A 12,040-nucleotide genomic window follows, 5' to 3' on the forward strand; every position below is an offset into this window, starting at 1 on the left:
TGTCACCGGGAAGTCGGCCCCCGCGGAGCGCACCGTCGCGTCGGAGGGAGCACGTTCGTGGCGTACCAGGTGCTACCCAGCGCCGTCCGGGAGCGGCGGCCCGCCTCGGCCGGTGCGCCGCTCTACTGCGACGCGCAGGAGTACGGGTTGCGCGGCGACGGTCAGACCAACGACCAGCCGGCGTTGGCCGCCCTCGTGGACCGGCTCGGCGACGGTTACGCGTCGGACGGGCGTGCCCGCGTCATCTACTGCCCGCCGGGCATCTACTCGATCCGGGACGCCGGCACGGTGTGGCGCAGCGGGGTCTCGCTGGTCGGTGCCGGGCCGGCGGCGACGCGGTTCCTGCTCAGCAACGAGGGCAACCGGGCCGACCCCACCCCGTTGGCCTTCTGGACCACCGTGCAGCACGGCGCCGACCGGGACCGGCACATCGCCGACTGCACCTTCGCCGACTTCGAGATCGACGGCTCCGGGGTGGCGATGGCGGAGTACAGCTATCTGGCCAAGGGCCTCGGCCTCCAGTACGTGGTGCGCGGCGTTTTCCGCAACCTCTACATCCACCACACGGCGGCCACCGGGCTGGGCTGCGACTTCCTCCAGGACAGCCTGATCGACGGCGTGGTCGTCGTCGGCTGTGGCCGGCTGGACAACGGCGAGCAGATGGGCGGCGCCGGCATCGGGGTGGGCATCGGTGGCTGGGGCGAGGTGGAGCGGCTCACCATCGCCCACTGCACCACCCTGGCCAACGGCACCAACGGGATCTTCCTGGAACTGCAGAAGGACTACTGGCCCCAGCCCCGCGGCTACCGCATCATCGGCTGTCACAGCCAGGGCAACCGTTTCGGTATCTCCGACTGGGGTGCGGACGGGCTGATCGTGTCCGCCTGCACGATGACCGGCAACCTGGAGGCCGGCTTCGACGTGTCGGCCCAGGGCACCTCGTCGGTGGCCGGTCGGGGCGGGCTGCTCACCGACTGCGTCATCGACGGCAACCTCCGCGATGGGGTCAGCATCGGCAACAGCCCGGGCCCGTACACCATCCGGGGCAACCGGATCAGCGGTAACGGGCGGCACGGCTACCACGGGCACGACCTGGGGCGCGGTTACCAGGGCCCGATCCGGGACGTGACGCTGGAGAGCAACGAGGTCTGGGACAACGGACTGGACGCCGTCCGGATCGACCACCACATGTCCGACGCCATGCTGCTGAACAACCGGATCCGCAACAACGGCCGGCAGTTCGCGCGGGCGGCCGGAGGGGCCGGCGAGACGGTCCGCTACGGCGAACGCTCCGTCGTGGACCGGGGGGCCGACTGGCCGCCCGACGGGCACCGGGGCAAGGTGCTGCGGGTCGGGCGCTCGGTGGCGGTGGTCGCGTCGAACACCGGCGACGAGCTCACCCTCGCCCCGGTCCGTCCCGACGCGCTGAGCGCCTGGAGCGGCGACATACCGCCACCGGGCTGCCGGTACGAGCTGTCGCCGGCCCCCGAACGCCGTGCCGGCATCACCATCGACGCGGCGTTCGACACGGCCACCATCCGGGGCAACCGGATCTGGGACAACCACGAGGACCGTACGCAGACCCACGGGTTGTGGATCACCGAGCGGGGCAGCTGTGTGGACTGCCGCGTCGAGGGCAACGACCTCGCCGGCAACGCCGAGAGCGCGCTGCGGCTGGACACCCCGCCGGTGGGCGGCCGCTGGCGCGACAACCACGACAACGCCGACTGAGGCTGAGCACCGACGGGCGGCGGCGGCCGGAGTGATCCGACCGCCGCCGCCGTCATCGTGAGCTGGTCAGCCGGCCAGGCCGGCCACCGGGTCGGGGTCCAGGACCACCGTCGCCGTGGCGGTCTGCGGCGGTACGCCCGGCTCGGTCGGCGCGTCGGTGTACTCCGCGACGAAGACCGCGGTGAGGTTGTCCGCCCCGCCGTGCCCGCCGTCGACGAAGGTGGGGATCGTCCCGGAGCAGCCGGTCGCCGTGGAGAGCGGGTGCCCGTGCTCGTCGTGGCCGAGCACGTAGGTGACCTTCACCCGGGAGCAGTCCACCGGCAGATCGTCGGTGACCTTCACCTCGTATGCGACCGTCTGCCCGAACTCGAAGGGCTGCCCGGCCACCGGGGCGACGAACTCGATGATCGGCGCGGTCGGCCCGACCACCAGCGGCAGGGTCGCCGAGGCGGACCGCCCGGTGCGGTCGGTCACCTTCAGCGTCGGGGTGTACGAGCCGTTCTCCTGGAACGTCCAGGTCGGGTTGGCATCGGTGCTGTCCACCGAGCCGTCCGCGTTGAAGTCCCACGCGTAGCGCAGCGCGTCACCGTCCGGGTCGGTGGTGCCGGCGCTGGAGAACGCGACGGTCAGCGGGGCCTGCCCGACGGTCGGGGTGCCGCTGATCTTCGGGATCGGCGTCCGGTTGCCCCGGACGAAGTCGATCCGGGACAGCTGGGCGTCGGGGTTCTCGGCGAAGTAGCCGTCGCCGTACTCGAGCACGTAGAGCGCGCCGTCCGGGCCGAACTCCATGTCCATCGGGTTGTCCACCACCAGCGACGGGACCACCGGCCGGATGTCCCGTACGTCGCCGTCCTCGTCGAGGCGGAACTCCTTGATGTAGTCCCGGGTCCACTCGTAGAACAGCGGCACGCCGTCGTAGTAGGCCGGCCACCGGGTCCGCGAGGTGCTGGTCCCGTCGTAGTCGTACGCCGGGCCGCCCATCGGCCCGATACCGCCGGTGCCCAGCTGCGGGAACTCGCCGGAGGCCGCCGACGGGTACCAGACCTGTGGCTGCTCGACCGGCGGCAGTTGCCGCTTGCCGGTGTTGTGGGGCGAGTCGTTGACCGGGCGCTTGCAGTTGAACTTCGCGCCGGACTCACCCGTGGCGAAGTCGTAGTCGCGGTAGGCCAGAGTCGGCGTCACGCAGTACGGCCAGCCGTAGTTCGCCGGCTTGTCGATCAGCATCCAGCGGCCGTGCCCGGCCGGCCCCCGCTCCGGGTTGGAGTTGGAGGCGTCCGGGGAGTAGTCGCCCAGGTACACGTTGTCGGTGCGCCGGTCGACGGCGAACCGGAACGCGTTGCGCAGCCCCATCGCGTAGATCTCGGGGCGGGTCTTGTCGGTGCCCGGCTTGAACAGGTTGCCGGCCGGCACCGTGTAACCGCCACCGGGCTTCACCCGGATGCGCAGCAGCTTACCGCGCAGGTCGTTGGTGTTGGCGGAGGTGCGCTGGGCGTCGAACGCGGGGTTGCGGTCGGCCCGCTCGTCGATCGGGATGTAGCCGTCGGAGGCGAACGGGTTGGTGTCGTCACCGGTCGACAGGTACAGGTTGCCCTTGCTGTCGAAGTCGATCTGGCCGCCGACGTGGCAGCAGATGCCCCGGTCGGTCGGCACGTCGATGATCTGCTGCTCGCTGGCGAGGTTCAGCTTCATCCCGTCCAGCTTGAACCGGGACAGCCGCAGCGCGCCCTTGAACCGCTGCCAGTCCGCCTCGGTGCCGGTCTCCGGCGCGTCCCCCTCGTTGACGCCGGGAGTCGCCGGGTCGTCCACCGGGGTGTTCATCGGCGGTGAGTAGTAGAGGTAGACCCACTTGTTCTGGGCGAAGTTCGGGTCGATGGCGACCCCCTGGAGCCCTTCCTCGTCGTGCTCGTAGACGGGAATGTCGGCGGCCAGGGTGTTCAGCCCGGTGCGCGGGTCGTGGATGCGGACCTCACCGGTGCGGGAGGTGTGCAGCACCCGCAGGTCGGGCAGGACGGCGAGGCTCATCGGCTCGCCCGGGAAGTCGTTCAGTGTCACTTTCTGGAAGCTGCTGTCCGGCGGCGCGGCCGGCGCTGCGGCCGCTGCCGACGGTGGTGCGGCCAGACCGGCCGTCACCAGCAGCAGGGCGGACGCTAATGCGGTCCTGTTCATCAGGTGAGTCCCCCGGGGTGGTTTCAGTACCGAAGTGAAGCGAGATAGTCGAAGCCGACGCGAGCGGTGTCCAGGGCGTCGGCGGGGGAGCGCGGCTCGGTGCCCGCGTCGTCGCGTTCCACGATGTATTCCTCGATGCCCGCTTCCCGCTCGTGGGCGAAGATCCGACCGAAGTCGATGACGCCGTCCCCAAGGTCGGCGAAGCCGCCCTCGACGTCGAGGTCCTTGACGTGCACCTGGCGGATCCGGCCGCGGTTGGCCCGGATCACGTCGACCGGGTCGTGGGCGCCCCGCCAGGTCCAGTAGAGGTCGAGTTCGAAGTGGACCAGCCGCGGGTCGGTCTGCCCGGTGAGGATGTCGAAGCCCGTCGAGCCGTCGGTCAGCGGCACGAACTCCAGCTGGTGGTTGTGGTAACCGAAGTCCAGCCCGGCGCGCTCGGCGAGCCGGCCGGCCTGGTTGAGGTCGCGGGCCAGGGCACGGTAGACGGCCGGGTCGCGGATCGGCCGCCCGGCGGCGTCCCGACCGAAGTAGGGGTGGACGATCTTCTTGCAGCCCACGACGTTCGCGTCGGCGAGGGCGCGTTCCCAGGCGCCGGCGTCGAACGGCTGCGGGATGCCGGTGTGCCCGGAGGTGGCCCGCAGCCCGGCCGCGTCCAGCGCGGCCCGGAACTCCGCGGCGGTACGCCCGACGAAGCCGGCGTGCTCCACCCGCCGGTAGCCGATGCGGCGCAGCGCGTCCAGGGTGCCGGGCAGGTCGGCGGCGAGCTGGTCGCGCAGCGTGTACAGCTGGATGCTGATCCGGTCCACCGGCACGCGGCGGCGCCCGTGGGAGTGCCCTGCTGGCGCGGCGGTGGCCGGGCCGGCGAGCAGGCCCGCGGTGCCGAGGGCGGCGGCGGAGACGGTCGCGGCGCGGAGAACCCCGCGCCGGCTGAGCGGCCCGGACCCCGGTAATGGTTCCGATGGGTTCGTCTGATGATCCATGGTGGTGGTCCCTTCCTGACGGCGGGGGACGCCGTCGGCAGCGGTCGACCGGCTGCCACCTCCGGGCGCGCCGAACCGGCCGGATGCGGGATCCGGCGGGACGATGTCGGACGGCGCGCGGGTGCGGCCCGGACCTGTCGGGAGCGGGAAAAGCGGCCACCCGGCAGGGTGACGGCAGCTGATCGACGAATGGGCAACCTTCTATCTGAATCGCGACCTTACCTTTGCCTCCGGACGAAGGCAAAGGTTCGTCCCGATCGGCAGAAGTTTCGCTCCAGCCGACAAAAGTCCGCTCCCGTGCTGCGCCACGCGCCCTGACCTCCTGCTCCCTCCGGCCGGGGGCGCGTCGACACGGTCGGACCAACGCCCGTCCCGCGGCCGAGCGATCCCGGCCCGGCTGTACCGGGGCGAAAGCCGCGCAACCACGCGGAAAGGTGCGAAGAACGCCCCGGCGTGGTCGGACGGGACGTTGCGGGCCGGGCGGGGCGGGGCCGGTCGGAGTGGGTGCGGGGTGCGCAGGACGGGCCGGTCGCGCCTTTGTCTGGTCAAGCGGAACAGCATCGGAAAATGCGCCGATAAATGCGCCGCTGATTATTTCCGAATGGGATGGGCACCCCGGTCGAGGCGGCGAGAATGTGGCAGAGGGACGTCGAAAATGGGGGGACTGAACATGACGTTGAGGCGGCGATTGACGCTGTTGGCGGTAACCATCGCGGCCGCACCGCTGGCTGTGGGCGGGTGCACCGCCGACCGGGACCCGGCGGCGAGCAAGGCACACGCCGCACCGCCGGAACTCACCGTGACACCGGGGGACAAGACACGGGAGGTGCCGATCAGCGCCGAGGTGGGCACTGCGGTCAAGGGCGGCCGGGTCACCGCCGTCCGGCTCACGGACGACAAGGGCAAGCAGGTCGCGGCCGAGCCGCGTGAGGATGGCTCGGGCTGGGTGCCGAGCACGCCGCTGCAACCGAAGCGGACCTACACCGCCGAGGTGACAGCGACCGGTGACTCGGGCGCCACGACGACCCGCACCACCACCTTCACCACCATGGCCAAATCCACCAAACCGCAGATCACCAGCACGCTCTATTTCGTCGGCAACCGGACGTACGGCACGGCCATGCCGGTAACCGTGGCGTTCGACCCGGGCATTCCGAAAGAGGCCAGGGCGGACGTTCAACGCCGGTTGTTCGTAAAGACGAATCCACCCCAACCGGGTGCGTGGTCGTGGCTGGAGGACGGAAGTCAGGTCTATTACCGGGCACCCGATTTCTGGCGGCCGGGGACCACGATCAGCGTCCGGGCCGGCCTGGAGGGCCTGCCGATCGGCAAGGACCGGGTCGGTGACGCCGAGCGGACCGCGACCTCCACGATCGGGAAGCAGGTCGCGCTGGAGATCGACAACGACACCAAGCAGATGACGGTGCTGCGCGACGGCAAGCAGGTCCGCCGGATCCCGGTGAGCCTCGGCAAGCCGAGCACACCGACCTCCAGCGGCAAGATGGTGATCATGGAGAAGCACGAGCGGACCACGTTCGACACCCGGGGCGAACCCGACGGCGGCTACGTGGTGGACGTCGACGACGCCCAGCGACTCACCTGGGGCGGCGAGTTCATCCACTCGGCTCCCTGGTCGGAGGGCGACCAGGGCAGCACCAACGTCTCGCACGGGTGCACGAACGTCGCCGCCAACGCGGCGGACTGGTTGATGGGGGTGACCCAGGTCGGCGACCTGGTCACCGTCAAGGGCACCGAGGTGCAGTTGCAGGCGGGCAACGGCTGGACGGCGTGGAACGTGAGCTGGGACGAGTTCGTCCGCGGCAGCGCCCTGCCGGTGTCGCCCTCGCTGCGGCCCGCGCCGGTCGCCCCGGCACACCCGGGCGCGGTGGCCGGCGGGTCGCCCGCACCGGCGCCCTCGGTCAGCGGTCGCTGAGACACCGCCGACGCCTCCGGGGCCGGCTCGCCATCCCGGCGGGCCGGCCCCGCCGGTCTCAGGTGCCGAGGGTCGGGGCCTCAGCCCAGCGACACCCGGGCCACTCCCGGCCCGATGAGGCTGCCCAACCAGAGGTGGTCGCCGTGCTGGCGTACCCCGGTGATCATCCAGTAGTGCCCGGCCGGGCCGTGCAGCGTACGGCGGACCGCACCCGTGTCGTCGACCAGCGCGACCAGCCCGTAGCGCTTTGGTTGCGGCTGCATCGCGTCGGGCAGCAACGCGGCGACCTGACGCAGGCGGGGGTGCGGCAGCAGCCGCTCGGCGATCGGGACCCGAGGGCTGGGCAGCGCGATCCAGTACGTCCCGTCGCCCACCGCGGAGAGGTTGTCCGGATAGGCGGGCAGGTCGGCGAGGACCCGCACCGCGCCCCCCAGCTCGACGCGGAGCAGCCGGTGGGTGGAGGTCTCCACCAGCATCAGCGCCGACTCGTCCGGGGTCAGCGCGATCCCGTTGGGGAAGTACAGCCCGTCGGTCACCACCTCGGTGCGCCCGCTTCCGGGGTGGTACGCCAGCACCCGGCCGTTGGGGCGGTGCTCCAGCAGGTCCCGCTTCCAGTGCGAGACCGGAAAGCGGTCGGAGCTGTCGGTGAAGTAGATGGTGCCGTCGCGGGCCACCGTGGCGTTGTTGGCCAGGTGCACCGGCGGTGCCGTGCCGGTGAGCTCGCGGACGGCGCCGTCGGGTGTGACCCGCAGCAACCCGCGGTACGCGTCGCAGACCACCAGCGCCTCACCGGAGGGGTCCCACTCGATGCCGAGCGGCCGGCCACCGGTCTCGGCCAGCAACCGTGGCTGGGTGCCGGGAGGCGCGTCGGCCGGCCACCACCAGAGCCGGCCCTCCTCGTCGCCGCTGATCACCCGTCCGGTCGGGTCGACCAGCACGTCCTCCGGACCGACGGCGCCCTCGGGGAGCGGCAGCAGGTCGACCTGGTCGAGCCGGCGGTCGGTGGCGGCCCACGCGCCGGTCAGCGGGGGAGGGACGGTGGCCGGCTCGCGGACGGGCCGGATGAGCCGGGGTGGCCGGGGCCGGGGGATCAGCATCGTCCCATTCTCCACCGCCGATGCCCGCCGGCCCGGAGCGCCGCCGTGCGCGGCGTGCCGGCCGTCGGTGTCCCGGCCCCGGGCTCGCGTCCGCCGGCGGCGTGGCGTGGCCGGTGAGCCGCATCTCGCGCCGGAGCGACGGGCACCCCGGCCTCCTCCCTCAGGGGGATCCGGGTGGGCTCGGGGGATGACCCTGGGCGTACCCGGAATCACTCCCTGGAGGGGCGGAAATGTCGGGGGTGGGGGCTAGATTCAGCGGTATGGGAGAGCAGAGCGACCGGTTGGACGTGCAGGTCAGCGTGGGTGACCAGGTGGTCCAGGTGCGGGTGGCCGGCGAGGTCGACATCGCCACGGTGGCCGCGTTCCGGTCCGCGCTGTGGTCCGCGCCGGCCCGCCCGGTGCTCCGGCTGGAGTTGTCGCAGTTGCGGCTGCTCTCCGCCGCCGGGGTGCGCACCCTGCTCGCCGCGCACCTGCGGGTCCGGGCGCGGGGCGGGGAGCTGGTTCTGGTCGATCCCACCCCGGTGGTGGCCCGGGTCCTGCGTGCCACCGGCCTGCACCGGGTGATGCCGGTGCTGGAGCCGGCCCGGGTGGTCGAGGCAGAGCGACGCCGGGCACCCGCGCCCCCCGATCTGGCGCTGGCCGCCTGACCGTCGGGTGGGGTCGCCGGCGTCAACCGGCGACCCCCGAGGATCGGTCAGCGCACGCCGAGCAGGTCGACGACGAAGACGAGCGTCTCGCCGGGCTTGATGACGCCGGCGGCGCCGCGGTCGCCGTACCCGAGGTGCGGCGGGATGGTGAGGCGGCGCCGGCCGCCGACACGCATGCCGACCACGCCCTGGTCCCAGCCGGCGATGACCTGGCCGCCGCCGAGCGGGAACTCGAACGCCTCGCCCCGGTTCCAGGACGAGTCGAACTCGGCGCCGGTGGAGTGCGACACGCCCACGTAGTGCACGCTGGCCAGTTGGCCCGGCTCGGCCTGCGGGCCCTCGCCCACGGTGATGTCCTCGGTCACGAGGTCGGCCGGCGGCGCACCCTCGATCGGCCCCACCTCGGGCTTGCCGGATCGGGCGCCTGCTGCCTGGTTCATGCGGGGATCTCCTGCCGTCCTGGGTGATGTGTCCGGTCACCGTCGATCCTGCCGGATCGCACCCCACCGATGTGCGGCGGACCCGCCACCTGGCCCCGGGCGGTCCGGCGGAACCCGCTCCCGGCTGCGGCGGCACCCCGCACTCGGCGCGGCAGCCGGGCGCAGGTCGGGCAGGCACGTTTCGGCGGGCGTCACCGGTGGTGACGCCCGCCGAAGGGTGGGTCACCGCAGCCAGGGCACCCGTCGGACGATCGGCAGCCGCGCCCAGGCCCGGCCGAGGCCCCAGGTGTCGCCGGCGTCGACCAGCGCCAGCGCCGCCAGCACCGCGGCGTAGACCAGGTGGTCGTCCATGAAGGGGTTGTTCTCCGGAGGCAGGACGGCGGTCCACATCAGCACCAGCAGCAGCCCGCCCGCCACGGCGGCGATGCGCATGCCGACGCCGAGCAGCAGGGCGACACCGATTCCGGCCAGGCCGATCATGAACAGCCAGTCGGCCCAGGCGGCCCCGGCGATCCCGGCGTAGAGGTCCTTGAACGGCCCGGTCACACCGAAGGTGAGGAAGCCCTTGGTGGGGCTGCCCCCGTTGATCCAGGCGTCCTTCGTCCCGGTGGCCCGCCCGAGGCCGAAGAGCTTGTCGATGAACGCCCAGAGGAAGATCCATCCGAGCGCCAGCCGGGTGCCGGCCAGGACGTACCGGACGGCCCTCTCCCGAGGGGTGCCCACCGCCGGAGCGGTGGTCCCGGTGTTCCGCTCGATCGTCGCGGTCATGGTCTCCACGTCCCTTCTGTGCCTCGCACCGCGCTTCCCGGTGGCATCTCCATTGGACGCCGGTGGCGATGTCGGCGGCAGGGCCGACGGACCGCAACGGCACGGGACCTTGGACCCCCCACGGCGTGGTCCGGCGACCCTGACCACCGCCGTCATCGGCTCGTGGCGTCCGAGGTGGACGTACCGGAGGGAGGCGGTGATGAGGACCCGGCAGGTGGGTGATGTGATGACCCGGGAGGTCGTCGCCGTGGTGGCGGAGACCCCGTACCGGGAGATCGTCGCCGTGCTGCTGCACCGCGGCGTCAGCGCGGTGCCGGTGGTCGACGGGTTCCGCCGGGTGCTGGCTGTGGTTTCCGAGGCCGATCTGCTGCACCGGATCGAGCGTGCGGGGTGATGCCGGTCGCCTGAGCGCCGCCGCCGGCCGTCACGCCGGGGCACCGACTTCGCCGGAGCACCAACGCCGGATCGGCTGCTCGCCTAGGCTCGGGAACGGCCGGCCGGCGCGGTGGCGGGGCGGTGCACGACGGTCGACGCGGGGGGCGCCGGGTGGGTGAGGCGACGGTCGCGGTGCCGCTGTGGGCCTGGGCGGCCGTCGGCGCGGTCATCGCCGTCATGCTCGCCATCGACGTGCTTCTGCACCGCGACAACCACGTCATCGAGCTGCGCGAGGCGTTGGTCTGGAGCGGTGTCTGGATCGGCGCGGGCCTGCTGTTCGGGCTGGTCGTCTGGTTCGGCCTCGGCGGCGATCCCGCCATCGCCTACTACTCCGGCTATCTGCTGGAGAAGGCGCTCTCGGTGGACAACGTCTTCGTCTTCGCCCTCCTCTTCGGCTACTTCGGGGTCCCGCCCGGCCTCCAGCACAAGGTGCTGTTCTGGGGTGTGGTGGGCGCGCTCGTGTTCCGGCTCCTGTTCATCTTCGCCGGCGCCGAGCTGCTGGACCGGCTCGCCTGGGCAGCGTTCGTGCTGGGCGCCTTCCTCGTCTGGACCGGCTGGCGGCTGGCCGTACGTGGAGAGCCCGACGTAAACCCGGAGCGCAACGTGGTGGTGCGGTTGTTCCGGCGGGTGGTACCCACCGAGCCCCGGTACCACGGCGACCGGTTCACCGCCCGGGTCGACGGTCGGCGCCGGGCCACCCTGCTGCTGGTGACGCTGGTCGCCATCGAGGCCACCGACGTGGTCTTCGCCATCGACTCGGTGGCGGCGATCCTCGCCATCACCACCAACACCTTCCTGGTCTGGACGGCCACCGCCTTCGCCGTGCTCGGGCTGCGCAGTCTCTACTTCTGCCTCGCCGGTCTGCTGCGGCACTTCGGCTACCTGCGTTACGGGCTGGCCCTGCTGCTCGCCTTCGCGGGCGTGAAGCTGATGCTGGCCGAGACACCGGTGGGCAAGCTGCCGATCTGGCTGACCCTCGCGGTGGTGGTGCTGACCCTGACCGTGTCGATCGGTGCCAGCGTCCTGGTTGCCCGGCGCGGCCGCGCCGCCACCTGAGCCGGTGCGCTCAGACGGCCGTGACCGGCCGGGACAACTGGTCGGTCAGCAGGGCGGGCGCCTCGGCCAGCGACGGGCCGTACCAGGTGAGGTGTCGTCCGGAGAGCAGGGCGCACGGTACGCCCGCAAACGCCTCCGGCCCGTCGTCGGCCGTGAACCGGTACGGCTCGTCGGGCAGCACCACCAGCTCCGGCCTCTGCTCGCGCAGGTCGGCCAGGCTCGGGCGGGGATAGCGCTCGGGCTGCTGGTCGTACGCGTTGACGACCCCGAGCCGGCGCAGGACGTCGCCGGCGAAGGTGTCGCCGCCGAGCACCACCCACGGCCGACGCCAGACCGGGACCACCGCCCGGCGGGGTGGCGCGAGCCGGGGCGGATCCGCCCACGCCCGCCGGGCCGCCCGCAGCCAGGCCGGCTCCGCCGGCGCACCCAGCTCGGCCAGCACCTCGCCCAGCTCGGTCAGGGCCCCCGGGACGGTACGCGGATAGGTGACGCGCACCGGTACGCCGGCGGCGCGCAGCGCCTCCGCGTCGGCGCGACGGTTCTCCTCCACGTTCAGCAGCACCAGGTCGGGCCGCAGCGCCCGGACCCGGTCCAGGTCCGGGTACTTGCTGCCGCCGACCCGGGCGACGTCCAGCCCGGCCGGGTGGCTGCACCAGTCGGTGGCACCGACCAGCACTCCGGGCAGGGTCAGCGCCACCGCCTCGGTCAGCGACGGCACCAGCGACACCACCCGCACCCGCGTACCTCCCCGTCCGCCGCCTGTCCCGGTACCGATCATGCCGGCGTG

At 72.4% G+C, this 12,040-nt stretch carries 11 protein-coding genes; 5 read left to right on the plus strand and 6 right to left on the minus strand.

Annotation, left to right across the window (positions count from 1 at the left end):
- The first annotated feature begins 57 nt into the window (after nt 1-57).
- On the plus strand, nt 58-1,731 hold the full coding sequence (locus ACTWLT_RS12845; RefSeq protein WP_445318575.1) for a right-handed parallel beta-helix repeat-containing protein: 1,674 nt from the start codon (nt 58-60) through the stop codon (nt 1,729-1,731).
- Between the two features lie 66 nt (nt 1,732-1,797).
- Here ACTWLT_RS12845 and ACTWLT_RS12850 read toward each other — a convergent pair whose 3' ends face one another.
- Together ACTWLT_RS12850 and ACTWLT_RS12855 are read right to left on the minus strand one after the other, a co-directional pair.
- Nucleotides 1,798-3,897: a PQQ-dependent sugar dehydrogenase gene (locus ACTWLT_RS12850; protein WP_445318576.1), complete on the minus strand. Its 2,100-nt coding sequence runs from the start codon at nt 3,895-3,897 to the stop codon at nt 1,798-1,800.
- A gap of 23 nt (nt 3,898-3,920) precedes the next feature.
- Nucleotides 3,921-4,877 (minus strand): sugar phosphate isomerase/epimerase family protein, encoded by a 957-nt coding sequence (locus tag ACTWLT_RS12855; protein ID WP_445318577.1) that lies wholly within the window; start codon nt 4,875-4,877, stop codon nt 3,921-3,923.
- A gap of 670 nt (nt 4,878-5,547) precedes the next feature.
- On the opposite strand from ACTWLT_RS12855, the gene ACTWLT_RS12860 reads away from it, so the two are divergent.
- Entirely contained in the window at nt 5,548-6,810 is a 1,263-nt protein-coding gene (locus ACTWLT_RS12860) for a L,D-transpeptidase (RefSeq protein ID WP_445318578.1), read from the plus strand.
- Nucleotides 6,811-6,890: 80 nt separating this feature from the next.
- Here ACTWLT_RS12860 and ACTWLT_RS12865 read toward each other — a convergent pair whose 3' ends face one another.
- Entirely contained in the window at nt 6,891-7,907 is a 1,017-nt protein-coding gene (locus tag ACTWLT_RS12865; RefSeq protein ID WP_252415638.1) for an SMP-30/gluconolactonase/LRE family protein, read from the minus strand.
- A gap of 260 nt (nt 7,908-8,167) precedes the next feature.
- Here ACTWLT_RS12865 and ACTWLT_RS12870 point away from each other — a divergent pair, with 260 nt between their 5' ends.
- Nucleotides 8,168-8,554 (plus strand): STAS domain-containing protein, encoded by a 387-nt coding sequence (locus ACTWLT_RS12870; RefSeq protein ID WP_252415639.1) that lies wholly within the window; start codon nt 8,168-8,170, stop codon nt 8,552-8,554.
- Between the two features lie 47 nt (nt 8,555-8,601).
- Here ACTWLT_RS12870 and ACTWLT_RS12875 read toward each other — a convergent pair whose 3' ends face one another.
- Together ACTWLT_RS12875 and ACTWLT_RS12880 are read right to left on the minus strand one after the other, a co-directional pair.
- Nucleotides 8,602-8,994 (minus strand): FKBP-type peptidyl-prolyl cis-trans isomerase, encoded by a 393-nt coding sequence (locus tag ACTWLT_RS12875; protein ID WP_252415640.1) that lies wholly within the window; start codon nt 8,992-8,994, stop codon nt 8,602-8,604.
- Nucleotides 8,995-9,216: 222 nt separating this feature from the next.
- A complete protein-coding gene (locus ACTWLT_RS12880) occupies nt 9,217-9,771 on the minus strand; it encodes a hypothetical protein (protein ID WP_445318579.1) in 555 nt (184 codons plus the stop codon).
- 190 nt (nt 9,772-9,961) lie between these two features.
- Between ACTWLT_RS12880 and ACTWLT_RS12885 the strand changes: the two genes are divergently transcribed.
- Nucleotides 9,962-10,156, plus strand: coding sequence for a CBS domain-containing protein (locus tag ACTWLT_RS12885; RefSeq protein WP_445318580.1), 195 nt, complete (start codon nt 9,962-9,964; stop codon nt 10,154-10,156).
- Between the two features lie 152 nt (nt 10,157-10,308).
- A complete protein-coding gene (locus tag ACTWLT_RS12890; protein ID WP_445318581.1) occupies nt 10,309-11,253 on the plus strand; it encodes a TerC family protein in 945 nt (314 codons plus the stop codon).
- Nucleotides 11,254-11,263: 10 nt separating this feature from the next.
- On the opposite strand, the gene ACTWLT_RS12895 is transcribed toward ACTWLT_RS12890, so the two are convergent.
- Entirely contained in the window at nt 11,264-11,989 is a 726-nt protein-coding gene (locus ACTWLT_RS12895; RefSeq protein WP_445318582.1) for a helical backbone metal receptor, read from the minus strand.
- Between the last annotated feature and the right edge of the window lie 51 nt (nt 11,990-12,040).

It is taken from the genome of Micromonospora yongxingensis, assembly GCF_052601155.1.

Coding starts and splice junctions, on each gene's coding strand:
- ACTWLT_RS12850 (WP_445318576.1), bottom strand. CDS start 3,897: ATGAACAGGACCGCATTAGCGTCCGCCCTGCTGCTGGTGACGGCCGGT.
- ACTWLT_RS12855 (WP_445318577.1), bottom strand. CDS start 4,877: ATGGATCATCAGACGAACCCATCGGAACCATTACCGGGGTCCGGGCCG.
- ACTWLT_RS12860 (WP_445318578.1), top strand. CDS start 5,548: ATGACGTTGAGGCGGCGATTGACGCTGTTGGCGGTAACCATCGCGGCC.
- ACTWLT_RS12865 (WP_252415638.1), bottom strand. CDS start 7,907: ATGCTGATCCCCCGGCCCCGGCCACCCCGGCTCATCCGGCCCGTCCGC.
- ACTWLT_RS12870 (WP_252415639.1), top strand. CDS start 8,168: ATGGGAGAGCAGAGCGACCGGTTGGACGTGCAGGTCAGCGTGGGTGAC.
- ACTWLT_RS12875 (WP_252415640.1), bottom strand. CDS start 8,994: ATGAACCAGGCAGCAGGCGCCCGATCCGGCAAGCCCGAGGTGGGGCCG.
- ACTWLT_RS12885 (WP_445318580.1), top strand. CDS start 9,962: ATGAGGACCCGGCAGGTGGGTGATGTGATGACCCGGGAGGTCGTCGCC.